Annotated in this window: 26 protein-coding genes; 16 read left to right on the top strand and 10 right to left on the bottom strand. The window is 70.8% G+C overall.

The features are described from left to right. The first annotated feature begins 591 nt into the window (after positions 1-591). The gene (locus tag CU254_RS42035; protein ID WP_037719276.1) at positions 592-849 is read left to right on the top strand and encodes a hypothetical protein; all 258 of its coding nucleotides are present in this window, start codon (positions 592-594) and stop codon (positions 847-849) included. Between the two features lie 39 nt (positions 850-888). Here the strand turns inward: CU254_RS42035 and CU254_RS42030 are convergent, their stop codons facing one another. Continuing rightward, positions 889-2,109 carry a hypothetical protein gene (locus tag CU254_RS42030; protein ID WP_037719278.1) on the bottom strand — a complete coding sequence of 407 codons (1,221 nt, stop codon included), beginning with the start codon at positions 2,107-2,109 and terminating at the stop codon, positions 889-891. Between the two features lie 201 nt (positions 2,110-2,310). Between CU254_RS42030 and CU254_RS42025 the strand changes: the two genes are divergently transcribed. Further along, positions 2,311-2,553, top strand: a complete 243-nt coding sequence (locus CU254_RS42025) for a hypothetical protein (RefSeq protein WP_037719280.1) — start codon at positions 2,311-2,313, stop codon at positions 2,551-2,553. 113 nt (positions 2,554-2,666) lie between these two features. Here CU254_RS42025 and CU254_RS42020 read toward each other — a convergent pair whose 3' ends face one another. After that, positions 2,667-3,119, bottom strand: coding sequence for a hypothetical protein (locus CU254_RS42020; protein ID WP_037719282.1), 453 nt, complete (start codon positions 3,117-3,119; stop codon positions 2,667-2,669). A gap of 308 nt (positions 3,120-3,427) precedes the next feature. Between CU254_RS42020 and CU254_RS43535 the strand changes: the two genes are divergently transcribed. Beyond that, complete coding sequence (locus tag CU254_RS43535; RefSeq protein ID WP_009086416.1) at positions 3,428-3,820, top strand: hypothetical protein; 393 nt, start codon at positions 3,428-3,430, stop codon at positions 3,818-3,820. On the opposite strand, the gene CU254_RS44555 is transcribed toward CU254_RS43535, so the two are convergent. Both CU254_RS44555 and CU254_RS42010 read right to left on the bottom strand, forming a co-directional pair. Further along, the gene (locus CU254_RS44555) at positions 3,717-4,355 is read right to left on the bottom strand and encodes a DUF4158 domain-containing protein (protein WP_234392924.1); all 639 of its coding nucleotides are present in this window, start codon (positions 4,353-4,355) and stop codon (positions 3,717-3,719) included. The two genes, CU254_RS43535 and CU254_RS44555, sit on opposite strands and share 104 nt — an antisense overlap. Before the next feature lie 444 nt (positions 4,356-4,799). Continuing rightward, on the bottom strand, positions 4,800-6,296 hold the full coding sequence (locus tag CU254_RS42010; protein WP_009086420.1) for a tyrosine-type recombinase/integrase: 1,497 nt from the start codon (positions 6,294-6,296) through the stop codon (positions 4,800-4,802). A 309-nt stretch (positions 6,297-6,605) separates the two neighbouring features. Between CU254_RS42010 and CU254_RS42005 the strand changes: the two genes are divergently transcribed. After that, positions 6,606-7,886 (top strand): hypothetical protein, encoded by a 1,281-nt coding sequence (locus CU254_RS42005; protein ID WP_009086422.1) that lies wholly within the window; start codon positions 6,606-6,608, stop codon positions 7,884-7,886. A 571-nt stretch (positions 7,887-8,457) separates the two neighbouring features. Continuing rightward, positions 8,458-9,453, top strand: a complete 996-nt coding sequence (locus tag CU254_RS42000) for a hypothetical protein (protein ID WP_037719285.1) — start codon at positions 8,458-8,460, stop codon at positions 9,451-9,453. Positions 9,454-10,595: 1,142 nt separating this feature from the next. On the opposite strand, the gene CU254_RS41995 is transcribed toward CU254_RS42000, so the two are convergent. Then, on the bottom strand, positions 10,596-11,075 hold the full coding sequence (locus tag CU254_RS41995; RefSeq protein WP_009086426.1) for a hypothetical protein: 480 nt from the start codon (positions 11,073-11,075) through the stop codon (positions 10,596-10,598). Positions 11,076-11,797: 722 nt separating this feature from the next. On the opposite strand from CU254_RS41995, the gene CU254_RS41990 reads away from it, so the two are divergent. Continuing rightward, positions 11,798-12,223 (top strand): hypothetical protein, encoded by a 426-nt coding sequence (locus CU254_RS41990; protein ID WP_158688168.1) that lies wholly within the window; start codon positions 11,798-11,800, stop codon positions 12,221-12,223. Positions 12,224-12,303: 80 nt separating this feature from the next. On the opposite strand, the gene CU254_RS41985 is transcribed toward CU254_RS41990, so the two are convergent. Continuing rightward, a complete protein-coding gene (locus tag CU254_RS41985; RefSeq protein WP_009086430.1) occupies positions 12,304-12,600 on the bottom strand; it encodes a helix-turn-helix domain-containing protein in 297 nt (98 codons plus the stop codon). Positions 12,601-12,952: 352 nt separating this feature from the next. Between CU254_RS41985 and CU254_RS41980 the strand changes: the two genes are divergently transcribed. Beyond that, entirely contained in the window at positions 12,953-13,462 is a 510-nt protein-coding gene (locus tag CU254_RS41980; RefSeq protein WP_037719290.1) for a hypothetical protein, read from the top strand. A 159-nt stretch (positions 13,463-13,621) separates the two neighbouring features. Here the strand turns inward: CU254_RS41980 and CU254_RS41975 are convergent, their stop codons facing one another. Next, positions 13,622-14,275, bottom strand: a complete 654-nt coding sequence (locus CU254_RS41975; protein ID WP_100267210.1) for a hypothetical protein — start codon at positions 14,273-14,275, stop codon at positions 13,622-13,624. A 760-nt stretch (positions 14,276-15,035) separates the two neighbouring features. On the opposite strand from CU254_RS41975, the gene CU254_RS41970 reads away from it, so the two are divergent. Then, on the top strand, positions 15,036-15,488 hold the full coding sequence (locus CU254_RS41970; protein WP_037719295.1) for a hypothetical protein: 453 nt from the start codon (positions 15,036-15,038) through the stop codon (positions 15,486-15,488). A gap of 162 nt (positions 15,489-15,650) precedes the next feature. On the opposite strand, the gene CU254_RS41965 is transcribed toward CU254_RS41970, so the two are convergent. Further along, positions 15,651-15,881, bottom strand: a complete 231-nt coding sequence (locus tag CU254_RS41965) for a hypothetical protein (protein ID WP_009086436.1) — start codon at positions 15,879-15,881, stop codon at positions 15,651-15,653. Positions 15,882-16,368: 487 nt separating this feature from the next. Between CU254_RS41965 and CU254_RS41960 the strand changes: the two genes are divergently transcribed. Then, positions 16,369-16,896, top strand: a complete 528-nt coding sequence (locus CU254_RS41960; RefSeq protein ID WP_037719297.1) for a hypothetical protein — start codon at positions 16,369-16,371, stop codon at positions 16,894-16,896. A 52-nt stretch (positions 16,897-16,948) separates the two neighbouring features. Further along, on the top strand, positions 16,949-17,884 hold the full coding sequence (locus tag CU254_RS41955) for a DUF3558 domain-containing protein (protein ID WP_078561291.1): 936 nt from the start codon (positions 16,949-16,951) through the stop codon (positions 17,882-17,884). 225 nt (positions 17,885-18,109) lie between these two features. Here CU254_RS41955 and CU254_RS41950 read toward each other — a convergent pair whose 3' ends face one another. Continuing rightward, a complete protein-coding gene (locus tag CU254_RS41950; RefSeq protein ID WP_009086442.1) occupies positions 18,110-18,403 on the bottom strand; it encodes a hypothetical protein in 294 nt (97 codons plus the stop codon). Between the two features lie 35 nt (positions 18,404-18,438). Next, a complete protein-coding gene (locus CU254_RS41945) occupies positions 18,439-18,951 on the bottom strand; it encodes a hypothetical protein (RefSeq protein ID WP_009086444.1) in 513 nt (170 codons plus the stop codon). Positions 18,952-19,211: 260 nt separating this feature from the next. Between CU254_RS41945 and CU254_RS41940 the strand changes: the two genes are divergently transcribed. The 6 genes from CU254_RS41940 to CU254_RS41915 all read left to right on the top strand — a co-directional run bounded on the left by CU254_RS41940 (position 19,212) and on the right by CU254_RS41915 (position 25,284). Then, positions 19,212-19,526, top strand: coding sequence for a hypothetical protein (locus tag CU254_RS41940; protein ID WP_158688170.1), 315 nt, complete (start codon positions 19,212-19,214; stop codon positions 19,524-19,526). Positions 19,527-19,973: 447 nt separating this feature from the next. After that, positions 19,974-20,504, top strand: a complete 531-nt coding sequence (locus CU254_RS41935) for a hypothetical protein (protein WP_037719305.1) — start codon at positions 19,974-19,976, stop codon at positions 20,502-20,504. After that, positions 20,501-21,070 carry a hypothetical protein gene (locus CU254_RS41930; RefSeq protein WP_037719308.1) on the top strand — a complete coding sequence of 190 codons (570 nt, stop codon included), beginning with the start codon at positions 20,501-20,503 and terminating at the stop codon, positions 21,068-21,070. Before CU254_RS41935 ends, CU254_RS41930 begins: the two co-directional genes overlap by 4 nt. A 156-nt stretch (positions 21,071-21,226) precedes the next feature. Further along, positions 21,227-21,835 (top strand): hypothetical protein, encoded by a 609-nt coding sequence (locus CU254_RS41925; RefSeq protein ID WP_009086453.1) that lies wholly within the window; start codon positions 21,227-21,229, stop codon positions 21,833-21,835. A gap of 338 nt (positions 21,836-22,173) precedes the next feature. Continuing rightward, positions 22,174-22,677 (top strand): hypothetical protein, encoded by a 504-nt coding sequence (locus CU254_RS41920; RefSeq protein ID WP_009086455.1) that lies wholly within the window; start codon positions 22,174-22,176, stop codon positions 22,675-22,677. A 1,056-nt stretch (positions 22,678-23,733) separates the two neighbouring features. Next, positions 23,734-25,284, top strand: a complete 1,551-nt coding sequence (locus CU254_RS41915) for a DNA cytosine methyltransferase (RefSeq protein WP_009086456.1) — start codon at positions 23,734-23,736, stop codon at positions 25,282-25,284. The last annotated feature ends 6 nt before the right edge of the window (positions 25,285-25,290 follow it).

Below are 25,290 nucleotides of genomic sequence, written 5' to 3'. Positions count from 1 at the left end.
GGCCAAGCAGCGCTCAAGAACGCCGAGGCCAAACCCCTCCCCCAGACCGCCCAGCTTCGACGGAAGCGCAACCAGACGCCGCCGGATCGTCGCGTTCGGCAGCACCGAGCCAGAATCCAGCACAAGGACGCTCCGCTCGCCTGGCTCGGGGCACTCGGTCAGCTCGCGCACGTACTTCGCGATGTGCGGGCGCTTCGCGGTGAGCGGGCCAACGCTGAGCCGGGAAGTCCGCGGCCCTGGCTGCTGCTCATGACGACGGGGCCGTAGGCCGCGTCGAGGTCGTCGGCGACGGCTTCCCAACCCGCTCCTCCGCGGAGAATCCCGGCGACACGTCCGCCGGCCAGCAGCGCGGTGAACCACGCGACGTGCTCCGCGTCGAACCAGAGGCGCGGTGATCGACCGATCCATGCAGGCGGGCGAGGAACGCCGCGGTGTCCGGGCCCTCGGCGGCCGCCGTGTTCAGCACCGCATGCGCGACCGGGACCGGTTGGCCGCCAAACGGCACTGGCGGCCGGGAAGTCGTTCGCCGTCACCGCGAACCAGCGCCACGACGACCGCTGGGAATTCCACGCCACCTGCACCGTCGCCGGGGTGACGACCGCGACCCAGAATTGGGAGGCCGAGAGCCTGGCCAGCACCCCGGACGGCATCGTCGCCGAAGTCGCCGCGCGCGACGTCCTGCGCCAGCTGGCCCGCACCACCCGTGCCCGGGTCGCGGAGGCCGCGCGGCTCCTCGAGGAGTTCGACGTGCTCGCCCGTGCCGACGCCGCTGGTCCGGCCGCACCGCCGGCGGGCGAACAGGCTCCCGACGGCACCGGCAGCCCACGGGATCTGCCGGAGGGCCGTTGAATTTCCGCGCCGGCAGGCTGTGTCTTGAGCAGGAGCCGGTCAGGGCTCGGGTTGGCGGTCCCAGAGATGGACGGTGTCGGTGATGCGCAACGGCTTGTCGGGCGGGCCTTTGATGTGGGCGGGCACGATTTTCTCTTCGTGTTCGCAGTCGCCCCCGGCGTGGCCGCGGGGGTTGAGGCAGGTGTTGCGCCGGTAGGGCGCGACCGGCCAGCGGCAGGACCAGTTCGGGGCGCTGCGGCCGGTCGAGGCGGCGGCGTCCTGCTCGGCCGCGGCCCGGCTGGGCCGGTGCGCCGAGTGCACCCGCACGATCCGCACGCCGGGGCCGGCGGTGATGCCGTTGCGTTCGTCGCGGCGGCGGCCGGCGCGGGACCGGGGCAGCTCCTCGGTTTCTGTCAGCGGGTTCTTGGTCCCGGACTGGCCGATCAGCTGCCAGGCGGTGTAGACGACCTGGGTCCATGCGTCGGTGGTGTCGGGCTCCGGAACGGCGAAGCCCGCGCCGTAGCGGAGCAGGCATTCGTTGTCCCAGACCAGAGGAGGCAGAGCGAAGCCGTGTTCGGCGCGGAACCGGCGCATGTCGCCGACGGAGACCGCCCGGCCGTCCGGGCCGGTCGCGACGCGGACGTCGTCGGGCAGGGTGGCGAACTTGTTTTCGCCCGAGGCGTAGAACGTCAGCCGGATTCCCTCGAAATCGTCGGGGACCTGCTCGAAACCCGACTTGGTCTGGCAGAGCCACCGCGGCCGCGTTCCCTCGACCACAATGTCTCCCGGTGTCCAGGAGGACCAGGACACCGCCACGATCGGCGTGGTGATCTCCACCTCGCCGTTGCCGTCGAACGAGGCTCCGCCGACCAGGGTGTCGAGTCTTTCGGCGTAGCCGCCGATCGGCTGCTCGAACAGCAGCAGCCCGGCGGGCGAAGGCAGGCGACGCGCGGTCGCCTTCTCGGCCGGAGGCGTCGACGCGGCCGCCAGCGCCAGCGACGTCATGTCCGCGGTGGCGTAGTACAGCTCGGCCCCGCCGAGGGTCTCGGCCTCCAACCTCCCCAGCAGCTGCGCGGCGATCACGCCGGGGCTGAACTCTTCGGTCCCGGGCACGACCGGCAGCAACGTCGCCTGGCCGGAATTGATCGCGGTGCACAGGCCCTGCATCCCGGCCTGTGTGCCGTAGTACTCGCGCAGCCGCGCGCGCCACTCCGGCAGTTCCGCCGGTTCCGGCGCGGTCCAGGGCTCCCCGGCGAGATCCGCCGCCGCAACGTTCACCACGACACAGTCACATCCCCTTACCGAGCGTGTCCGTCCACCGTAGCGAAAGCAGACCCCGCGCAGACGGGCACCGGGTTGCGCAGCAGGTCGCGGACCGCCCGGCGCGATGATTTCACGGCGCGGTCGCGATCGGCATCGAACCGGTCGACCCGCCTGGGTGCCTTCCGGGTTCTGTCGGTCCCGGATGCCACGCTGGCGGTCATGACCGCAGACGTGGCGCACCCGGACCTGATCGACCTGGACACCGGGGATATTTACGAGTGGGAGCCCGAACCCGCCGGCGGCGGCGAGCCCGGCTACAGCCACCGTGAGGACCACGACTTCGCCTGGCCCCGCAAGGACCTGGAGATCCAGTACCGGCTCGCCGAGATCCGCACGCTCAGCCGCGACGGACTCGACCGGCTGCGTGACCTGGTCCTCAACCCGCCCGAAGACGACGACTGAGCTGGAGTGCGGGCAGGTCCCCGGCGCTCGCCGAGTTGCGGCGCCCGCCGGGGACACCCACCCGCCCCGGGGCCTGGTGCCCGGAGCGATCGACATCTTGCCCGGCCGGTGGGTTACCGCCGGAAACCGGGCCGGATCCCGGCCACCACGGCGGGGTAGGGGCCGAGGTGGTTGAGGGTGTACCAGCCGCAGGTCCAGCGCAGGAGCGCGATCCGCGAGAGCCGCCATTCGTCGGCGGCATCGACGAGCACTTCGCGGCACAGGGCTTCGCGCAGGCCGACCAGGGTCGTGTCCTCGCCGCGGGTGCTCATGGTTCCCCACCACAGATCCGCCGGCAGCTCCAGGAGGTCGGTGAGGATCGCCGCGGCCGCGACGCTGGTCCCGTTGCCGTTGTAGCCCCACCCGAAGGTGTGCCCCTCCATGCTGCTGATCTGCGGTCGGAGCCGTCGCAGCACAGTCGCCGATTCCCGTTGTGTCGGTCCGCTGGCCGAGGTCTCCACGTCGATCCGGCGATCTCCCTCTTCGGGGGTGCAGCCGTGGTAGACCCAGTCGTCGTCGCTGGTCACGAGGTCGTTCCTCCTGGTTGTGGCGGTTGACTGGCGGCGGGCGGGTCGATCAGGGCGAGGGTGATGTCGCCCCCGGGGTCCCCGTAGCACTCGGGAAAAATCGGGCGGATATGCCTGACTGCGCTGGTCAGGCATATCCGCCGATTTTCGGCGGATGCTACCGGGGCCCCGGCCTGGTCGGCGCGGACGCCGCGGAAGCGCCTGTGCTCGGTGGCGAACAGCTGTGCATCAGCTCCGACGCCGGTGCGGCATCATGAATCACTGCGCGGCCGAAGCTGTGCTCGCACCATCACCGAGAGGAACGTCCCGTGGCCCGAGACAAGCGCGTCGTCGCCCGCATGAAGGAGACGGGCGAGAACTGGACTACTGCCCTGGCCGCGATCCGCGCGGAAGATGCGAGCCGCCGTAGCGCCACGGTCAACGTGGTGATGCACGCCGCCGCCGGATGGCCGGACGCCCTGCTCGCGGCGCTGGAGAAGGAACAAGGCGCGCTGGGGTTCAACATCGTTGGCCACTCGGATGCGGTCTCAGGCGAGATCGAATCCGCAGACATCTCGGACGACGAGCACGGCGAACACATTGAGCTGGTGCTGCGGATCAACCCGAGCCAGCTGAAGTACCTGCCGAAACACCGCCCCCTTGAAGTGGAGCTGTCGAGGACGACGCTGGCTCGCCTCGCACGGCGAATGCCGAACAAGTGAGCGCCGGGCGGGCTTGAGGAAGCCGCGCAGCAGCCCGTACAGGATCAGCGGATCCGCCGGACGTAGGCGGGTGCCTCGCCGCGGCGAACTTCCTCCGGGCTGCGCTGCACGATTTCGTGCATCGCCCAGTACGACCCTGGCGCGGGCTCGATGGCCGCCCCTGCAGCGGCTTGACAACCACATAAGGACACCCCCCGGAGCGGCCGACGGTGCGCACGCGGTGGCCGAGCCGGGCGAGGAAATCGCGGAAGCTGCGGCAGCCCTCGTAGTTGAGCGGGTCGAACGCCGGGTCGAGGGCGACCATCTTCGACTTCACCGCCCTCACCTCGCCGGGCAGCTCCAGCAGGCCGCGCACGTGCTCGACCACCACCGCGGGGACCTCGGCCAGCTTCGGGAAATACCCCAGCCGCTGATACGACTTCAGCCACACCACCATGGCCAGCAGATGCTGATCGTTCTGCGTTTTCTCCCGCGCCCACGCGACCTCGGGGACTGTCGGCGTGAACGCCTCAGCCAGCTCCCGAGCGGGAACCACCCTCTTGAACCGCGGATACGCGGTCCGATCGATCGCCGTCACAACCCAGACCCCGAGCACCAAGCCGACGTAACGCAGCGGAGCCTATCCAGCACGCGCAGTCCGTTGCCGCGCGGGTTTTGCTACACCGAACTGATCACCCAGGCAGGTCGCGAATCTCTGAGCATGTCTCCCTGACCAGCAGATTCGGGTGCACATTGCGCCCTTTCGCTCGTATCCCGGCTGGCCCCCGACACGACCTGGCTCGGCGCCCGCACCGTCGCCGGTCACGAGGACGCTCCCGGACGGCGCGGCGGCGCGTAGGCCCTCGGAACCTCAGGCCCCGTCGCTCACGCGCGCTGCGTCAGCGACGGGGGGCCTTGAGTTGACGGCGCACCTCGTTCAGCAAGAGCGGTGCGTCAGGGCTGTGCTCTGCGGTGTCCGCGATCGCGGAGCTGCACCGGGTCAGGGGCGGGCCGGCCTCACCCGGCCGTCCGGATCGGCGAGGGACGGCAGGCCGCCGGCGACGAGGGCGCGGACGGTCTCGGCGAACGGGGCGTGGGCCGGGTCGGCTCCGTCGCAGCGGTCCAGCAGGGCGGTGAAGGTCGCGGCGACCTCGGCCACGACCGCAGCGGGCAGGCCGTCCCCGGCGTCGGCGACGCGGTGCAGCGCGGCGACCCGGGCGTGCGCGGCGATCGCTGCGCGGGTGGCCGCACCCGGGCCGGAGGGCGAGGCGGCGAGGGTTCCGCTGCCGGGCAGTTCGATCTCGGCCGCGTACGCGGCGGCGAGCTTGTCGGCGACGGACTGGCCCGGCCGCAGGTCGTCGTGGACGTAGATCTGGGTGGTGGCGATGCTGCGGTGCCGCAGCAGCCGCCGGACCTTGTCCAGCGGAATGCCCAGCTCGTTGTGCGCACTGGACCCGGCGGAGTGGCGCAGCGCGTGCAAATTCAGCTTGTCGGCGTGGGGGATCCCCGCGCGCCCGGCGAGCCCGCGCAGCGCTTTCGTCGCGCCCTGCTTGTCCCAGCGCCTCCCGGAGCCGGTGGCGAACAGCGGCGCGTCCGGCGTCAGGGCCGGCAGGCCCTGACGGGCGGCACGGCAGTCCAGGTAGGCGTCCAGGGCCAGGGCGACCTGCGGTGGCAGGGCGTCGGAGACCTCGCCCTCGTAGCCTTTCAACCGGTAACGCAGGCGCCGGCGGCCGCCGTTGTAGTGCAGGCCACGCACTCGCGCGGCGAGCGCGCCGCCGCTGCGGACGCCGGTGACCGGCAGAAGCCACACCAGCGCGGCCACCCGCAGGACGAGTTCCAGCTTCGCCGGGTCGTCTCCGGCGTCGTCGACTTCCCACCGCGCCTGGCGCAGGAGCGCGCCGGTCTGGGCGATGGTCAGGTACGGGGTCTCGGACTCGTCGACGGCGGCCGCCGAGGGGCGGTCCGCGTCCGAGACGGGGTCGGCGGTCGCCGTCCCGCCGAGGCGCAGGTACCGGTACCAGCCCCGGACCCCGGCCAGCCGCTGGTTGATCACCGACGCCGATGCCCCGCGGCCGGCGAGCCGCCCGGTCCAGGTGTCCACGTCCGGGGTGCGCGCGCCCAGCGGATCCAGCCCGCCCGCCTGGCAGAAATCCAGCCAGCTCACCAGCGCGCGGCAGTAGGCCTCGCCGGTGGCGGGCGACTTCGCGCAGCGCTTGCCCAGCCACTGCACCGAGAGGCTGCGCGCGGTGTGCTGCTCCCCCGGCCGCGGCATCGGCAGCGTCGCGCGCAGGGCCTGGAGCAGCGGCAGCAGCAGCGCCGGGGGCAGCAGCGGCAGCTCCTGGCCCAGTTCCCGGACCGCCGCGGCCGTGGCCGGGTCCAGCACGGCCCCCTGCCGGTTCCACCCGGCTCCGCCGCGGGGCTCCGGGGCGGAGCCCGCGCGCAGCGCAACCGCCGTCCCCGGCCCCGTGCTCCGGTCGTCGGGATGCGCGGAGGTCATCGGGACCGCGCTCCGTCGGCCGGAGCGCCGCACGGAGCGGGCGCCGGGGCCCGGTGCCGCCGTCCGCACGCCCGGGCGCGTTTCGTCACGGTGACGCCTCGGCGGCCCGCGGGCGTGCCCCGCCGCCCCTCCCCCGGGCCCTCCGTGCCCCACGCGGCCCGGACGCGCTGGGGCCGCGTGGGGCGGCCGCCGGGTTTCAGATGATCCATAACGCACATTATGGCATACGTCCGACGGTCACTCACAATGTAAAATTGTATTAACTGACTAGGTTGAGTAAAATTTATTCTTGAGGTATCGTCCCTGGTCATGATCGACGAACCGTCCCCGACCAGCGGAAACGCCGCCGCGGCGGGATCCGGGCCCGCGCCGCCGGCCGACGGGCTGCTGGACGGGCCGGGCGTGCCGCCCGAGGAGGCCGGGACCGGACAGTGCGAGGCGTGCGGCCGGGTCCTCCCCCGCGCGGCCGAGGGCGGCGGGCAGCCGCAGCGGTTCTGCCACGCGGAGCACACCCTGTGGCGGGTCCCCGACCGCAAGGGCGGCACCAAGCGGATGCGGTGCCGCGAGGTCGCCGCCGCCTGGCAGGTCGAGGCCGCCACCCGCGGCCGCGCCGACGCGCCCGGCCCGCCGATCGACCTGCACGGCCTCGCCGAGCAGGTCGCCTCCTTCGGGACGAGGGCCGCCGAGGTGCTCGCACCGCTCGGCGCGCTCGCCGGGCAGGCCGACCGGATCCAGGAAGCCCTCGCCGGCGACGTCGCCGCAGCCCGCCGCGAGGTGGAGGCCATGCGCGCCCGGGTCCGGGAGATGGAGGGCCAGGTATCCGTCGCCCAGGCAGCGGCCAGGACCGCGGAACAGGAAGCCCAGAAGGCGCGGGAGCGGGCCGCCGCCGCGACATCGAAAGCCGAGCAGGCCGAACGTATCGCCGCGCAGGCCACCCGCGAGCGCGACCAGGCCCAGGGCCAGCTGGACGCCGAACGGAAACGCCGCGAGACCGCCGAGGAACTGCGCGCCGCCGCCCTCACCGCCAAGGACCTGGCCGAGCAGGAGAACGCCCGCCTCGCCGCCGCGGTCGAGCAGCAGACGCAGCGCCTCGAGGAACTGCAGACCGGGGTCCGCGACACCGCCCGGGCCCACAGCGAGGAGATCGGCCGCCTCCACCAGCAGCACGCCGAGGCCCTCGCCGCCGCGCAGGCCGACCACGACCGGACCCTCGCCGAACGGATCGACCGCGAACGCACGCGCCTCGACCAGGAACTCCAGCGCGCCACGGCCGAACACGCTGCGGAACGGAACCGGCTCACCGCGGAGCTGGACGCCGCCCGCCGCAGCGCGGCAGCCGACGCCCGCGAGCAGGCCGAGACCATCGGCGCGCTCAACCGCGAACTCGGCGCCGCCACGGTCCGGGCCGCCGCCGCCGAGACCGACCGCGAGAACGCGGCCGCCGCCCTCGCCGGCCTCCGCACCGGCCTGGAAGAACTGATCAGCGACATCGCCGTGCCCCGGCCCGAGACCAGCCAGCCGGCCGACGTCGCGGACGGCACGCGTGCCTGGTTCGCCGACCAGCTCGCCCGCCTGCTCGACACCCCATGACCCCGCGCGCCCGCTCCGGAACGCCGCGGCCCTGCGCGCCCGGCTCGGTGGGGTCAAGCGGAAAGCGCGCTTGACCGTCGACGAACTCACGCCGCTGCTGCGGCTGCACGTCGACAGTTCCAGGACCATGACCCGAGACGAGGTCGACCGCACTGTGGGAGATCAGCCGGGAGTCGGTGCGCTCGACCATGCGCCGCCACACGGTGGAGCCGGTGTCCCGCACCGTGAGCGGCCAGGCCGAATACGTCGGCGCCTGCGTGCTCAACGCGCAATCGCCGCGCGCCACGACTGGCCGACGATCCCCGCGACGACGCAAGCGCGGAGCAATGAATAGGACCCGACGCCCCGGAGGCGCACGCGCCGGGCGGAGCCGCTATCCTTCCGGCCCACGGGGCTGTCCTGAGTCCCAGCGACGACGTGCCGCACACCCGATCCCGGCGGCGGCACCGAGCCGAAGCAGCCCCCGGGGCAGCAGGGAATCTCCCGACCCGTGCTGCGTGACGACGAATGTGTCCTCGCCCCAAGCCTGACGTCGGTCGACGCCGGGACGACCGCACGGTCAGGAGCCGCAGTGCCCTCCTCGTCCTCCTCGCGCCATCGCCGCAGCCAGATTCTCGCCCGGCGCGCGTTGACGCTCGAACAGCACGAACGGGCAGCGGTCGACTTCGCCCGCTATGGCGTGCTGCCCTCGACCCGTCCTTCGCTCTACGGCCGGTGCCAGCGGGAACTGGAGCACTACATCCTCGCCAACCTCGGCCGGGGAGACCTCGCGGCTGCGACGGAATGGCCGGACGGAACGGTCTTGGGGATCCGCTCGGTCACGCCCCGACCGGACAGCTTGCTGTTGGACCTGCACCCCGACGCACTGCTGCCCGTGTTGCACAGCCTCCTCCCGCTCACCCGCTACCTCGACGCTGCGGCGCGGGGCCGGGCGATCCACGTCTGGCCCAACGGGACCCGATCGGTGACGACCGGCTGGTTCTACAGCGATCTCGTCGACGAGGTCGCTGGCGTCCCCTGCCTGCGCGCGACACCGACAAAAGCCGGGCTGGCGCTGGCCATGCTCGACGAGGACGCCGAAGCGCCGGGACGGGTCCTGCTGCGGGGCATCACCGCCGAACTGTGGAGCGGCCTCGCAGCCGAACTGCTCGGGACGTACACCGACCGCGACGACCCCGAGTGGCATCACCAGCCCGACCGCATCGCCCCCAACGAACATTGGCATCGGTTCCACACCGGTCAGGAGCTGGCCCGCACCCGCAGCGCCGTCCGCGGCAGCGGAATACTCCGCCGCATCGGCCTGCTGCAGGGCCGCGACGTCCGCGCGATCGCCGTCGACCCCGGCCGCGACCTCGCGACCGGCACGATCTTCGATGCCCCCGGCTGGCCCGCGCGCCGCCCCGGCCAGATCGCCGTCCGCCTCGCTCCCGGCTCCTCAGGCGGACCCGGCCCGCTGCTCTGGCTGCCGACCGCACCCGACGACGGCGCCATGCCCGAGACGATCCCGCTCGAATCCGGCACCGCACGACCGCGACCGTCGAAAGACCAGACAGTCCGCCCGAGGTGAAGAGGACGAAATCCCGGCGGAGGCAATCGAAGCGCCGCACGGCCCGCAGCGGCGGCCAGGTGATCTACAAAGAGATCTGTGGCTGAGTCCCGTCGCTCGAAGAACTCGACCGGACGAGGTCCTTCGGTGACGGCGAGCCGGACCGGGCGTAGCCGCCACGATCGGAATCACCATGGCCGCCGTACCGCCACGCGATATCCACCGGCTCGACCGCGCCGCCGCCCTTTCGGCGGCTTCCCGATCGCCGCGCGAGCCAGCATGTCGGCGTGTATGTGCAGTTCGTTGGTGTTCGTTCGGACCCACAGCACGCGCACGCTGGACAGTCGCCTGACGTGCTGAACGATCGCGTTAGCACGCGTGACTTCTACCCAGCCGGGCAGTCCGAGCGAACGAATCCGCCGTCCGGACTCAACCGATTCGACGAGATCTTGCGCTACGCTCCCGGCGTTTTTGTTGTCTATCAGTAACGTGACGTCGCTGCCGTCGGGGTAGAAACCCAGCGCGTGATGGACCGCTTCCAGCTCGGGCCATTCGGCTCCGCGGCGGTCTTCCGCTGTGGTCCGTCCGCTTCGGCACCATCCCGCGTCGGTGACGAAGCCCCAGGCCGCCTCTCGCGACTCGGTGGCGAACGCCCCGTCTGTGGCGACGGTGAAACCCCCGCCCCTCGCAGGCTCGGGCAGTTCGATGACCCTGGTTCCGGCCCATTGGCGCAGCAGAACCTGGCCGTCCGTCGCCAGGTCGGCAGGAACTCGCCCCCTCCTTCGCTCTCATCCAGGCATACGGCAAGCAGTCGTCGCGGCTGCCGACCAGAGCATCGGCGCATGCGAAAGCCGCTTCGCTCGAACGCTGGAAGCCGCCGCGTTCTGCGCCGCACGTGCGGCACGTGGCCCACCACGTCCACAGTCCAGCCACCGTGGGGATCACCCACTGCTGGACCTCGTGGCGGCCTGTGGCCAACCGGTGCCAGCGACGAAGGTTCTCTCGGAGCACACCCGGTGCGAGCGTCGGCGGCATAAGAACGCCGCTGTAGCGACGAGCCTCAGCCTGCATTTCACGGCTGCTAATGCTGCTCAGGCGGTTCCGCGGCGGCGACCGCGGGGAAGCTGCGGCGCTACCGGCCCGGTCGCGGCTTCTGCGAGGACTCAGAACTTCGCGGGGCCGGCGCTTGTCGGCCCCGCGGTGCAGAAGTAGTCGCGCCCGGTCATCCACAGCGATTGCAGCATGTCCAGGGTCACCACGGGCACGCAGGACATGCTGACCTGGGATCCGAACGCGGCCTTGACGGCTGTGTTGACGGCTTCGAAGGCCATCAGCTGCAGCACGGCCGCGCCGGGACGACCCTCTCCGGGAGCGGCGTACAGGGCGGTGAGGTAGAGGGCTGCTCGCTCGATCGGCACCTGACCGGTCCGCCAGGCGAACCGGTCGACCGCGAGTGTTTCGTCGGGTTTCGGTTCGATCCGGGTGATGACGGCACCGATCGGCCACTTGGCCGCGGGCACCGTGTCGGCGATGAGCTGGCCGAGCTGCCGTTGATCGACTGCGGGCGCGCAGCTCGCGCTGAACATCGTGGGGCAGATGTCCCACCGTTCCCAGAAGCCCGCTGGCACTCTCGCCGTCCCCATGCTCGCAGGCTACGCGCACACCGGCCCTTGCTTTCACAGCCCGAGCAGGGCCGGCCGTTCACCAGCGTTTACCCGCCAGCAGACGAAGGCGGCCGTGACAGAGCGCTCAGCGCTGTTGCCTGGCGGTCCGCCCGGAGCGGATGCTGCGCGTGGCGCCGGTGTGATCGGCGTGGTGCTGCTCGCCGCTGCCGGCGGCCTTGTACTTGCGATCGCGACCGTGCTGGCGGTGCACACCGTCCGGTGCGTACGGCAAGAGCCGGCGGGTGTTCCGGCCGCTTCATCCGCCGGGGCCGGTCCCCGATGTCGGACACGAATCCGGACGGTCCTCGGTCCGACCCGGTGCGGCTGCCCTTCCCGGACTGTTGACGACGATCGCCCTGGGCGGCGGTGTTCTGCTTTGAACCGCCCGGGTGGCGGCGGTGCCGCTGCACGGCGATCGGCGCTAGCTTCGAGTGGGAGACGGTCGGCAGGGAGGCGCGGGGATGCACCCGGACTCGTCGAGGGCGGCGGCACGGTACCCCGATGCCGCTCCGTAGCCGAAGGAACCCGACCTCGCCAGAGTCACGGGACTGGCGGGGAGAGAAAAACGGGGCGCGGCCAATCAAAATGGCATGACGTCAATGGCACTATTAGATGACACCCACTCGGCTGTCATTTCTTGCTCACTTACAAGGTCGAGTCAGATCATTATTTCCTTCCAGCTTGCGGATTGGAGAATTATGATGCGCACACGTACCCGGTTCGCTGCGGCGGCTGTGGTGACCGCCTTGATTCCTGGTGCCGCGCTGGCCGGTACCGGCTCGGCCGCCGCCGCCCCGTCCGATGGATGCAAGTCCTGGGCGGGAAGCAGTCCCACGCACCTGTACACCTATGAGGGAAAGGGAATCGCGGGGTTCTACATGAACGAGCGCCGCAACAGCCCGCTGCACTGGCACGAATGCCTGAAAACCTTCGGCAAGACCATTTCCGGTCGCTTTTCATATCACGACGACATGGGCACGACCAGCGATCACTCCTACTACTATCTGGTGCCGTGGCCATTCGGAAGCAATAAAAACTTCTACCGCCTGCTGACGACCGACAGGCAGGATTTCAGCAACGAGGAGGTCTACGTGCTAGGCGACGAGTTGACCTACACCAAGCCCTAGAACGCCGGGAAGGGACCTACGCCAAGAACCTGCTCGCGGCACCGCTGCGAGCAGGTTCTTCCGAAAAGCGCCGGGCGATGTCAGCGGCGGGGCCGGGGTCGGGTCTGGTGCACCTGCGCCGGCTCGCGCACGGTGTCGGGCAGCAGGCCTTTCAGCAGCTCGCCGGAGTCCATGCCCAGTGCGTGCGCGGCGCCCAGCAGCTGGGGCAACTCGGCGCGGGTGCGCATGCCGCGCTCGAAGGCCGACCACCAGGTGGTCGACACGCCCGCCAGATAGGACGCGTCCTCCTGGGAGAGATCGAGCAGCTCCCGGCGCGCCCGGGCACGCCGGCCAACCTCGGCGGCGGCCCACTGCGCGGTCAAGGCGATCTTCGGCACCCCGCGATGATCGAGCGGCCTGCCGCGAAGAACCAGAGTTGATCACGGCAGCACGATCGTCTAGCCATGGACGTCCAGCAACGAACGTGGTGATCATGTTCACGCGATCCGCGCGTAAATGCTGGTCACAAGCGACACCGAGACAGCGTGGGCGGTCGGGTGAATGTCCTCACATCGATGCCGCCCTGAACCCGTTCGGCCGATTGCCCATCGCCGACCGGCCTACCACGATCGACGGTGCCCACAAAGGGCGAGCTTCCCCCCGGCTCGTCCCGGCGGCCCCTCGGCTGGCACCTCCCCCGGCTGCCGAGGGGCCGCCCCCGGCGCAGCGATGGAGCGGAGGCCCGGCGACGTGACCACGGGACAGGCCGGCGTCGCCGCCACCGCCGAGGACGCCGCCGCCGTCCAGCGCGATCTGCTCGGCGCCCGCCACCGCGTGCGCGCCCTCGCCGACCGGGTCGAGCTGCGCTACGGGGTCACTGCCGTCGAGCCGGGGCTCACGCTGTGGCGGCTGAGCTACCCGCACCCGGTCGAGATAGACATCGACTCGGCCCCCGCCTACCTCTTCACCGCGCCCGACCCCGACGACGGCGGCGAGGCCGAGTGGCTGCTGGACGGACGGACCTACCGCTGCCCGCCCGCGCCCGGCCTGGTGCTCAACCCCCGCGACCAGGCCATCCTGACCCTGCACGCGCCCGCCACCGTGCTGGCCCTGCGCGCTTCCCCGCAGTGGGCGGAACTCGCGCTGCGGCAGCAGCTGCGCGACCCCGCCCTGGACCGCGGCCCGCTGCGGCTCGACCACATCGCAACACCCGCCTGCGCCGCCCTGATCACCGCACAAGCCGCACGCCTCCCGCGATGACCGGCAGCGACGTCCCCGGCCACCGCGCTGACCGGGGAAAACGCATATCGCCCGGTGCATTCGCGGAGCGGATGGCCGCGACACAGGCACGCACCGGCAAGGACCAGGCCGCCATCCTGGCCCTGCGCACCGACTCCGCGCGCGGTCCGATGCGGTCGTCTACTTCGCGGTGTTCGACCTGCTCGCCGCCGACGACGCGGTGGCGTCAGTGCGCGAACGGGAGAAGACGACGTGTTCGTCGGCTGCCGGGTCGAGCACGCACCACCGCTGCAGCCCCAGCGCGGCCGCAGCCTCGGCGGCCTGCTCCAGCCCGGACGGCATGGCCAGCACTCCGGGCTCTCGGCGCGCCATGCAACCGGCCGCGCTGAGCACGACCAGCCACGCCGGCCGCGCCCGCATCCCGGGGGCGCGTACGGCGAACAACCGGCGGGCCGCATCGTCGGCCGAGCAACCGCGGAGCCCGCCGTCGAAGGCGACGAACCGGCTCAGCCCCAGCGGCGCCACCGGCTGATCGGGCCGGTCTGGTCCGAGGCGACGCCACCCCGTTTCCGCAGCCAGCGCCTCGGCCATCCGCCGGCACTGGTCGACGCTCGCCGCGGGCAGCAGGTCGGGGGCGCGCAGCAGGACGGCTTCGCTGACGTCGCCGCGGCCGCCGCGCAACGCCACCGTCAGCGGCATCCCGGCGTCGCGGGTAGCGCGGGCCACGGCCGCGACCGCCTCGCCCGGATCGTCGAGCGGCACCCGCAACCGGCACCACCACGCCCCGGCCGCGACCGCGGCCGCCTCATAGCCCGCCAGTCCCGCACCGGTCATTTCCCCAGCAGACCCCGTCCTCCCCGCAACCGCACGCATCCGCAGCAACTGGCCCGGAACTGTCCAGGAATCGTCCGGGGACCGCGCTGACCAGCCTCGTCCGGAGGAGTGTGACTGCGGGCATCTTGCGATCAGGCCGCGCCAGGAGCACGATCACAGCAGCACGTGCGGGCCGAGCAGGTCGAGCACCGGCCAGGGCGGCCCGGCCAGCACCTCATCCGACGCGGCTTTCGACAGATCTCGTGGATCGTGATCACGTCGCTGCGGGCCTGCTGATAGGACAGCCCCTGCTGCTCGGCCCGTTTGCGGACGGAGCGGGTCAAGGCTCGTTCGTCGCGTGGCATGGGTTGCTCGCTTCCCGGTGAGGACGCCGACGCCGCCGCCACCGCAGCCGTTTTCACGCCACAGCAAGGCAAAGAGACGCTGAGTCTGAGACATCTTCGCCCGAGGAGCGCACGTTCCCGCGTGGGCGGAACGAGTTCGGACCGGCTGGCGTCCAGCCGCGCACAGCATATCGACCCGCACCGACAATTCCTGGCACCGCGGCTACGTCCCCGCCGGCGCGTCGGGTTTCGCAGCGGCAAGGGCATGGTCGCTGGCGGGAGTGAGGGTGACGACGAAGTGGTATCCGCAGTTTGAGCATCGTGGGAATACGGATTTCGCAAGTGCACTGCCCGCTCCCCAGCAGGGCGGCGGCGTCCCTGACCCGAACGGCGGAGATTCGTCCCGGCGCAACGAGAGGCGCCCTACGGTGTCGGCTATGGCTGCCTCTCCTTCCCAACTCGGGTTGCGCTTCACCGACGCCGAAGCCGCGGCTCTGGCCCGGCTGCACCAGGCGGGGCTGCGGTCACGTCGCTACGACCGGCTGCCTCAGCGGGTGACGAGCGGCCGCTGGGAGTGCCCGTGCACGCTGACCGGCAGCCGCTGCCCGGCGGCCGGTGATCCGCTGGAACGACACTGCGCGGACGGTGAGCAGGCATTGGCCGGGCAGGACCATCCCGACCGCTGGTACCGCAATGGGTGCCTGGTCGCGGTGGTGCACTACCCCTACGGCATGGACCATGACGAGCTGACCACGGCCGCGGCAGCCTGCACGCGGCTCGGACTGAACCTCGACATCGATGCCCGCTGGGCCATCCATGCATGCGACCTGGGGACCTTGGCCGTGGTCATCTCGCACCGCGGCATCGGCTCAATCGCGGACCGCGCCTGACCTCAGCCGACGCTCGCGGCAGCCGATCACGCCGGCGGCTCCTGTCTTCCGGGGTGGGCGTCACCTCCGCCCCGACGCCGCCGAAACGGCAAGAAGTCCCGGCCCACAACGAAACCCGCCTGAAACCGGGCTCACCGACGACGTCGGAGCGGAGCTCCTCGGTCAGCCGGTGATCTGGAGTCCTCTTCGTCGTGCAGCTTTTCCTCGAAGGCTCTGGAAAAGATTGTCCAGATCTTCCCGGCACGCGGCGCAGTCCCCGCCGGTGCAGTAGTGCCCGGCCGGGAACCCGTGTTCGCGTTCCTGGAGCCTGAACCGGTGCACGGCGTCCGCGACGATCTGCTCCCGCGAGGCACCCGTCGCCTCTGCGAGCGCCTCGTCCTGGAACTCGAGCATAGTCGCGAGCCAATGGCACTCCTCTCGCGCAAGACCTCGACCGCCCCGGCATCGCCGTTCCGAAATTGACATAGACCGCGCAATGGAGCACATCGTGCACGGCGCTCCGAGGATGTCGACGAGCAGTCACCCGGCGGGCTCCTGCGGTGGCACACTGGGCAACGGTTCATGCGGCCGCGGGCGGAATGAACCGCGAGGAACCCGGCCTCCGAGAACAGGAAGGGTCGTCGCAGTGCAGAAACAGACCGCGCTGCGGCGGTGGTGGAACGGCCTGCGCCCCCACCACCGCGACGCCGTGTCGGAGCGTCGACCCCGCATGCCTCCTCGTCGACCTCCGGCGAGCACCACGGCGCGGAGTCGGAGGCGTTCACGCGGGTCGCGGCCATGGAGACCGTGATCGTCGCCGAGCACGCAAGTGACAGGCCGCAATGACTGTCACCGAAATCGGTGGCCGAACCCGGGCTGTCAGGCAGCGGAAAGGATCAGGATGACCGCATCGGACGAATCGGACGCCTTGGAGGCGGCCCGCGCCGCCGGCCGCGCTGAGGCCGAGGCGTTCTTCGCCGAACGCGATCGCCTGAGGGCGACGCGCCTCGAGACGCTGCTCGCGCTCTGCCGGGAGGGCGAGGACGCTCGCGTGCGCCTGGCGACGCGCTACGGCAACGACGACGAGAAGCGCTGGGTCGCCACCCCGGACGGACCACAGGTTGACCCGGTCAGTCTGCTGCATGCGTTTCTGGCCAAAGCCTGGGGCAGCAGGAATGGCCCGGAATTGGAGCGGGCGGACGCGCTCGCAGCAGCGCACGTGATCCGTCTCGCGCGCGACGCCGCGCGAAACCTCGAGGCGAACACGATGCGGCAGATCGTGCGGCAGGGGGTGAGCTGGGAAGAGCTCGCCTACGCCCTCGACACCACACCCAAGGAACTCCGGGAGCAACTGCGGCAGCCGGGAGCGGCGCCAGAAACCCCGATCCCGCCCGCCGGGGGACCCGGCCGGGACGGCGGCAACGGATGACCGGTCCGGAGGGCCCGGGACTCCCGAAGCTGGCCCGAGCCGCAAAGTAGGGGTGGAGTGCCTGGCCAGGCGATACTGGCGGGGACGTTCTGAGAGTTCACTGGTGACGGCCGGGGCGACGCGTTTGTCTGTCACGCGTGGTCGTGGTGCGCACGGCTCGGCACCCGCTGGTGCGCGATACCCTGCTTCGACCGCGTCCGCCGGGCCCGCGGCACGGTCGGTCACCCCATCGAGTCGACTCGCCGGTCGACGTCGTTGCGATCCAATAGTTTCGCCCACGACGACACCGGGCATCGCCCAGAAAGGCCGCGGCATCCAGTTGTCCTTGCACGCCAATACCGCCTCCGAGCACTCTCGCCCTCTCGCACGCGCTCCGCGACCTGCGGGACACCGTGCGGCAGCGCGCAAAGCGGTCCTCGCGATCGCGGGAATCGCGATCGCAAGCCTCTCCGCCTGCACCACCGCTTCGGCGCCGGACGCCCCCGCCCGGCCCTCGACCGGACGCTCCCCCGGCCCAACGGCACCGACAGTGCCGATGGTGCAGCATCCTCTCGACCTCGGCCGGTTGAGGCAGGCCCCGTGTGACGCCCTCACCCCCGACCAGGCCGACGGCCTGCTGGGCTCCGGCAGCCGGGGCGTCCCCAGGGTGCAGATCGTCGACGAACCGCTGTGCGGGTGGGACCACCACGGCGTCGTGATCCAGGTTCTGCTGCCGGTCCGGGGCGGCAACGGCATCGCCGACATCGCACACTCGTACGCGGACCGTCGTTCCCTCGACCCGATCCGCGGCTACCCCGCGATCGAATTCGGCAGCAAGGACGACCAGCACCGCAACGGCGAATGCCGGGTCGCCGTCGGCGTCAACGACCACGAGACGATCGACGCGAGCATCGTGATACTGCCCGGGGGCGACAACACAGACCCGTGCAGCGTCGCGCGCGACGTGCTCGACAAAACCATCGGAAACCTCCAGGAACATCCCCGGTGACGGAGATGGCGTGAGTACAGGCGACATGCACCGGGACGTCGTCGGCGAGGTGTCCGGCGCGGTGGTGCAGGCCGGAGCGGTCCACGGCGACGTCCACGTCCATTGCGGAACGAGCGGCCGCCGGTCCCGCGGCAACTGCCCCCGGCGTCAGCGGCGTTTACCAATCGGACGCGGGAATGGGCCGAACTCGACCGTCTGCTGTGCAACCGGCAGCGGCCTCCTTCGTCAGTGCTCAAACCAGTTTCTCGATCGCGAAACGTCCTTGGGCGGCGATCGCGCTCGCGGCCACCGCCCAAGGGGCTGACTCGCGTTCACTTGCCGGGAAGCGCCTCGCGCACCCGGGAGTTCGAACTCGCGAGTCGTGTCTTCGTCGTAGGTTCCGACCGTCACCACCAGCCGATCCTCACAGGCTTCGGCGTAGTAGGTGACGTTGTCGGTGTCGTCCCCGTCAGTCACGAGATGCGCGAGATACTTCGCGATATCGGCCAGCAAAAGTTCGTTCAGCGCGACCTGCTTCATCGGGTGGAAAACTCGTGGCCGAGCGGCCGGTCCGGTCAGATGTCAAGGTAGTTGGCCGCGTCTTCTTGCCGCCGTCTCATTTCCTCTCGCGCGCGCTCGACATCTTCGGACTCGACCCGTTCGTCCGTTTCGGTCGCGACGGAGAGCTGTTCAAGGGAATCGAACACGCTCAATTCGTCCGTGAGTTCGTAGTGATAGAGGACGAGTGCGAACCGCCCGCGCGCGGTTTCGGCGATCCCCACGGTCCAGGAGCCCGGGCCGACGGGATCGAGGGCGTCGCGCGCCGCGTCGCGCGCGCTCTCCGGTTCGACCAGCCAGTGCCCGTGGAACCTCACCGTGCGCGGCCGGGGGTCCTTCACCTGGACGGAGATCAGGGTGTCCCCGCTTGCCATTTTCTGGGTCAATGCGGCGGCGGCGAACTTCGCGATTGTCATCCCGGCGGCCGCGGCGGCCGCCGCGGCGCGTTGCCATGTCGGCAGGTCGCCGGACGCGGCGGGCACCAGCCAGTACACGGGGAACGGGTGGCCGGAAGCAGATGTGTTCGTCATGGCCTGTGCGCCTTTCGTCGACGGGGCCGGACTCGGGAGGGCACGGACGGCTCATTCATCTGCCGTCTCGCTTCATCACGGTAACATATTCTTCGTGTACACGACGAATATGTTACCGTGATGAAGCGAGACGGAAAAGGAGCTTCGCATGAACACGACGGACATCCTTGAGAACGCCTTTCTGCTGACAGCGGACCTCGACGGGCTGCGCGCCGGGCTGGTCGCCGGGCCCGGATTCGCGCAAGGTGCTGGCCGAGCGGGTGCGGACGGGCGCAGCGCTGCTGGACATGGCCAGTCCCGGCTGGCGCGACGACCTGCGGTCCCGCCTCCTCGCCGACGTGCGCGCACTGGACTTCGGGGACCCGGACGACGGGGTGCTGACGGTGCTGTTCGGCAGCCACGAGCGCGGGGTCCGCGAGATTTTCCGAGGCGTGCCGGTAGAAGCGGATCGCGCTGTGCTGTCGGCGGGCTGCGGGTTCGAGGGCTGCCCGATGGAAGTCGTCGGCGACTACGAACAGCAGGTCGTCGCCCTGGCGGAACTGTGGACCTCGATCGCGGGGGCGCGGATCCGGTGAGCTCCGGCGAAGGAAACGCCGGGGCCGGACCGGGCGGAGGCCGGAACCGGACGAGAACAAGGGCTTCCGGTGGGATAGCGCAGTGAGGTCGGAGTTTCAGATGCGCGAAGCGCACGAGATCCCTCCCGAAGCCCTGTCGGCGGAAAGCGCCTGTTACCTGGCGCTCTGGAAGCTGCCGAACGGGCGCGCCGCGGCATTCGGCAGCGGGCGGACGCCGAGCGAAGCGCGACAGGCGTTCCGATCCGGCTCGCGGGCGTAGTGCCTGTGCTGCACACCCCGGAAGCGTTGCGGAGCGCGGCGGCATCCGACGCGGAAGGGGGGGATGACGGACGGCCTGACACGGCGGCGGCGGACAACGAAAGGCGGCCGGGAGCCACGTGCGATGGCGTCCCGGCCGACTCCCGAAAGCTCACATCTGCGACAACGGAACCCGTTCAGGAGCACACCATGTCTACCACGGCACCCCTCATCGACCGCGTGGCCGCGCGGGCGGCGGACCAGGCGTTCTGGCCGGCGCGCAGGCGTCATCCGGACGCGATCGCGCTGCTGGCCGCGGCCCAGGCGACCGCGGCCAGCTTCGGCCCGCCGGTGATCCGGCGCAGCTGGCTCGCGGCTGCCCGCGCCACCAGCCGCTCCCTGGGCACGCGCCCGCCCGCTGCGCCGGAACTGCGGGTGATGGCGTTCACGCTGCAATTGGCGGACCAGGAACTGCGGCGGTCCCCGATCTGGTCGGGAACGCGCGGCGCCGCCCTGGACGAAGTGGCCGACGCACGAGCAGCCTGCGCGGCGGTGCTGAAGTGGACCGCCGTCCGCGCAGCCGGACGAGGAATCGCGGCGGACGCCCCCGCGATCGCGTGGTTGCTGGCGGCGTCCGCGCTGTTCGCGGAGGCCGGTCTCGGGGCCAGCCGCGCGGCGACCACGGCAACGGTGACCGCGCTGGTCGCCGCGTCGTCACCGTGCAAGGGGGCGCGAGCGTGAGCACGCTGCGCAGGATCCACGTCCACACCCGGCCGGGCCCGGTCGTGCTCGGTGTGGTCTCGCTGGTGCCCGGGATGATCCGGGTGGTGACGATCGCCGAGACGGAGACGGCGTCAGTGGTGCTGGAGCCGCTGACGCCGGGGATCGACGAGGGCCTTGCCGACGTCATCGGCCAGGCCGAGACGACCTCCGTGCCCGGACGCGTGAACGTCATCGCCTCGGTGGCCGACGCGCAGGGCGCGCGCGTGCAGACAATCCTGGACGCGCTGTTGTCGCCGGGCGCTCTCGACCAGGATCGGATCGCGCCACTGCGGATCGCCGCGTTCGTGCCCGAGGGTTCGAGCATCGCCGTCGACACCGTGCACGCGTCCGTGCTGTGCACGGGAGCTGGGTTCGACAAGGCGCAGGTGTGCACCATCGGCGGCGAGGTCGGCATCGAGGAGGCACAGCGGCCCGTGGTGACGACCGTGGCGGGTCGAGTGATGGTGGGCGTCGCCGAGCAAGCGCGGCTCACCTCCTTTGCCAGCGACATCGTCGTCCGACAACCCCGACCACGGAACAGGTAAGGGTCCGCAGCCCGTGCGGTCAAGCGCATGGGACAGCGCGCCGGTCGATCTGAGACACGGAGTTCTCGGCCTCCCGGGTCCGGGCGCGGGCGAGCCGCTATCGTCCGCACCCGGACCCCGGCCGCCCAGGGCCCGGCGGCGAGGACGAGGACGAGTATGAGCAGTTCGAACACCGACCGGCCAGACGATCTCCGGATCGCGCTCGCCTTGGTGTGGCAGGCAATCCGGCAGAACGGCGCCGACGTGCCCGACGCCACCGTGGAGGTCGGCGCGAAGCGCACACCGGCCGAAGGCCGCTACGACCCGGCCAGACGCGTGGTGTCCGTCCCGCGCGAAGCGGTGTCGGAAGGAGCCGCCGCAGTGCTCGGGGTTCTGCTGCACCAAGCGGCACACGCGGTCGCGAAGGAACGGCAACTGGACAACACGACCCGCGAAAGCCGGTACCACAGCATGGTTTTCGCGACCCTGGCGCAAGAGCTGGGGTTGGACGTGCAGCAGCACGAACGGCTCGGCTTCTCCGAAACGAGCCCCACGCCGAAAACCCGGGCCAAGTACGAAACCGTCGTCGCCCGCCTCAGCGCCGCGATCGAGCACGCCGACAACGAGCGACAGGCCGAGATGCCCAGCGCCGCGAGGCCCAAGCGTCTGACGATCGCCTGCGGCTGCACCCCGCCCCGCAAGGCGCTCATGTCCCCGTCCGTTCTCGAAGCCGGGCCGGTTTTGTGCGGAGTGTGCCGAAAGCCGTTCGCCGCGGTCGACGGCTGAGCAGCGACACCCGAACGCGAGACCGGCGAATCCGTTTCAACGCAGCACGCTCGCAGCTAGAGCCGAAAGGAAGCCCCGCCCCATCGCCCCGGTGCCAGGCGACGACCCCCGCAGGACCGCCCGCCAGTGGCCGAAATTCCTGTCATTGCATTTCGGATTGCGATAATCGGAACGCGTCGTGCGGATGCGGAATGCTCTATCGTGGGAACGAGGCAGAACGTCGCCTTTCGTAGGGATCGGTCGGCCGGGCTGCGAATCGCTTGCCGGCACACACACGCAGCCCGGTTCCCTCCTCCGGGAGGCCAGACTCCGGTCACACTCGAGGGGAAGGCGGCGCCATGACGACGGTAGCGGCCCCGGCCGTCACGGTCCGGTTCGACGAACACCCCGGCGAGTGGCGCACCGTCTACCACCTGCACAACGTGGACGAGCTGGTCGAGCAGATCGTGACCGGCCCGCCCGCCGACGCGGCGCCGCACGTTCGCGGCCACCGCGAGATCCACCTCGGCGCGCGCCCGTACGACCCGCTGCATCCGGAAATGGCCCCGATGATGCTCGTCGCCGCCGCGCGCGTCGTCGGCGCTGTCTACTATCGCGAAATCGACGCCGCCGGACACCCGATCGGGTACATCGCACGCGGCGACGGCCGCACCGACACCCCCGGACTGCCGTTCAGCGCCCAGGGGGCGCTCCGCTTCAAGGCCCGAAGACGCGATGAGCCGCGACCGGCTCCGCCAGGTCGTCCGGGCCTACCTCACCGACGGCCGCCGACCGGACATCGCCGGCTGGCGCGAATCCGAATGGGTCCAGTAGCACAGCGATGTGTGCTGGCACGACGATGACAGCGCCCTCGCCGACCCGCAGGTGACCCCGATCCACCTGTCTGCTGTTCTCGCCACCGCACCTCCCGTTCTCGGGCCCGCGGTACGCGGCCGATCGGCGCTCTGACGGTTCGGGCTTGCTGCGCGACCAGATTCGCTCTGCCCGGCGTAGGCGGCGAGCTCGATGGCAATGACGGGGCGACGCGCGCAGCCGCCGCTGTTCATGTTGCGTCGCCGGACTCGCCGGACTCGCCGGACTCGCCGGGCGAGCAAGGACAGCCGTCGTCCGTCAGGAGCTATTGGGAGAGCCGCCAGGACCGGGCCCCCTTGGGGGAATTCCAGGCGGTTCTCGCACCGCCCCGCGCTCGCGCGTCCGGCGGGCCAGGCTGTTCGACGCACGCAGGAAGGGCAGGCCGAGGACGGCCGTCGACGTAGCATCAGCTCCCGACGAGAACCGGCCGGGCCCGCCGCAGGCACGCGCGGAGGTCGCCCCGCATCGTCGCCTTCGCGACCGAGCTGGTCGCGGTCGTGCTGGGCGGGCCGCATGGCCAGGGCGATGCCCGTCTCGCCAGTGGCTCGGTCGGCGACACGACGCACCTGAGGCAGTCGTCCGGCGCACGGCAGAGCCGAGGCTTGGAGAGGCGAGCGCGGAGCGGGCCGGAGCCCCGCCCGAGGCGGCGAAGGGATTGACAGTCCGGTCCCGGACCGCCCCGCACTCAACAGATTGAACCATCCCAAAGCGAAAGAGCTCCTGAGAAGGCCAGCCGCCAGGTTAGCACGGAAGCCGCGGAACGGCCGAGAACCCCGCCGGCCGACGCAGGTCGGGCGGCAAGCCCGACAGCAGCCCGCGACCGCATTTCTTTCTCTCCCGAAAATCCGCATTCAATTCGATTGTTTCGACGCATTTTCGTCACGCATAGCAGGAATTCGTTTAGTCTTGTTCATGTGAGGCCGGGGTGACGCCCGGCCGAGCGGAAACAGATTGAATTCATCCAGCTCTATGCGAAAGCGAGTACCTCTGTGCTCAGTTCGACCGATCTTTTCTGCGGCGCCGGTGGCGAAGCGCAAGGCGGTGCGGTGCATCCCTGGCTGAAGACCGTGTACGCGGCGAATCACTGGGAGCAGGCGATCGAGACCCACGCCGCCAATTTCCCGGACACCATCCACACCATCGTCAATATCTCCCAGGTCAATCCTCGCTTTTTCGCCACCACGGATCTGCTCTGGGCCTCGCCGGAGTGCACGAACCACTCGGGCGCCAAGGGCGTGAAACGGTCGTTGCAGCAGGACATGCTGCAGCCGGACATGTTCGGCGAGACGCTGCCGATCGAGGCCGCCGAACGGTCGAGGGCGACGATGTGGGACGTCGTCCGGTTCACGGAATTCCACAAATACAAAGCGGTCATCGTCGAAAACGTCGTCGAGGCCGTCCACTGGGTGATGTGGAAGGCGTGGATCTCCGCGATGCACGCCATGGGCTACAAGCACCACGTCGTCTACGCCAACAGCATGCACTTCCCGGGCGTGGTGACCGGCCGCGCGCCGCAGTCGCGGGACCGGATCTACGTCGTGTTCTGGCTCGCCGGGAACAACGCTCCGGACTTGCAGTTGCGCCCGCAGTCGTACTGCGGCTCGTGCGACGAGGTCGTGGAGGGCGTGCAGACCTTCAAGCCGCGCACGAAGGCGTGGCCGGAGGAGCGGTGGGGACGCTTCGGCAAGCAGTACTACTACCGCTGCCCCAAACGGTCCTGCCGCGGCGTCGAGGTGGCCCCGCTGGTCTCCCCCGCCGCGGCCGCGATCGACTGGTCGATGCCCGGCCAGCGCATCGGGGACCGGGACAAGCCCCTCAAGCCCGCGACCATGGCCCGCATCCGGCTCGGCCTCGACAGGTTCGCCGTGGACCAGCTCGTCCCCGCCGGGGGCACCTGGAACAACGACCCGATGCCGGTCACCGACCCGATGCGGACCCGAACCACCCGCGACACCGAGGGCCTGCTCGGCATGCCCGACGGCGCGATGCTCGTCCCGACCGAAGGGCGCGACGGCAAGCAGGCGGCGCCGGTGGGCTGGCCGATGCGCACGATGACCACCCGCGCCGAGACCGCGCTGCTGGTGCCCTACTACGGCACCGCCACCAGCGCGACCCCGGCCAGCCAGCCGGTCGGCACTCTCACCACCCGCGACCGCTACGGCATCGCGTTCGTGGCCACCCTGCGCGGCGGCGGCAGCAAGCGCGAGGTCCGGCCCGTCGACCACCCGCTCGCGGCGTTCTGCGCCAACGGCTTCCACCACATGCTGGTCCGCCACAACGGAACCCGAGGCGCCCGCGACGGCCAGATGTGCTCGCCGGTCTCCGAACCGGCCCGCACGCTGACCACCGGCGGCCACCAGAGCATCGTCGGACACGAGATGCGTTCGAGGGTCGCCGTCGAGGACTGCACCTTCCGGATGCTCGAACCGCACGAGATCCAAGCCGCCATGGCGTTCCGCGAGGACTACGAGATGACCGGCAGCCGCCGCGCCAAGGCCAAACAGCTCGGGAATGCGGTCACTCCCCCCGCTGCCGAGTGGCTCTACGGCCGTGTCGGCGAATCCCTGGGCTACCCGGTGTACGACCTCGCCGCGTAACCCGCC

Source organism: Amycolatopsis sp. AA4 (assembly GCF_002796545.1).
In the GTDB taxonomy this organism is placed as follows: domain Bacteria; phylum Actinomycetota; class Actinomycetes; order Mycobacteriales; family Pseudonocardiaceae; genus Amycolatopsis.
This window is presented reverse-complemented; position numbering and strand designations above follow the sequence as displayed.

Coding starts and splice junctions, on each gene's coding strand:
- CU254_RS42025 (WP_037719280.1), top strand. CDS start 2,311: ATGACCGCAGACGTGGCGCACCCGGACCTGATCGACCTGGACACCGGG.
- CU254_RS42010 (WP_009086420.1), bottom strand. CDS start 6,296: ATGACCTCCGCGCATCCCGACGACCGGAGCACGGGGCCGGGGACGGCG.
- CU254_RS42005 (WP_009086422.1), top strand. CDS start 6,606: ATGATCGACGAACCGTCCCCGACCAGCGGAAACGCCGCCGCGGCGGGA.
- CU254_RS41995 (WP_009086426.1), bottom strand. CDS start 11,075: ATGGGGACGGCGAGAGTGCCAGCGGGCTTCTGGGAACGGTGGGACATC.
- CU254_RS41990 (WP_158688168.1), top strand. CDS start 11,798: ATGCGCACACGTACCCGGTTCGCTGCGGCGGCTGTGGTGACCGCCTTG.
- CU254_RS41975 (WP_100267210.1), bottom strand. CDS start 14,275: ATGACCGGTGCGGGACTGGCGGGCTATGAGGCGGCCGCGGTCGCGGCC.
- CU254_RS41970 (WP_037719295.1), top strand. CDS start 15,036: ATGGCTGCCTCTCCTTCCCAACTCGGGTTGCGCTTCACCGACGCCGAA.
- CU254_RS41965 (WP_009086436.1), bottom strand. CDS start 15,881: ATGCTCGAGTTCCAGGACGAGGCGCTCGCAGAGGCGACGGGTGCCTCG.
- CU254_RS41960 (WP_037719297.1), top strand. CDS start 16,369: ATGACCGCATCGGACGAATCGGACGCCTTGGAGGCGGCCCGCGCCGCC.
- CU254_RS41950 (WP_009086442.1), bottom strand. CDS start 18,403: ATGAAGCAGGTCGCGCTGAACGAACTTTTGCTGGCCGATATCGCGAAG.
- CU254_RS41945 (WP_009086444.1), bottom strand. CDS start 18,951: ATGACGAACACATCTGCTTCCGGCCACCCGTTCCCCGTGTACTGGCTG.
- CU254_RS41935 (WP_037719305.1), top strand. CDS start 19,974: ATGTCTACCACGGCACCCCTCATCGACCGCGTGGCCGCGCGGGCGGCG.
- CU254_RS41925 (WP_009086453.1), top strand. CDS start 21,227: ATGAGCAGTTCGAACACCGACCGGCCAGACGATCTCCGGATCGCGCTC.
- CU254_RS41920 (WP_009086455.1), top strand. CDS start 22,174: ATGACGACGGTAGCGGCCCCGGCCGTCACGGTCCGGTTCGACGAACAC.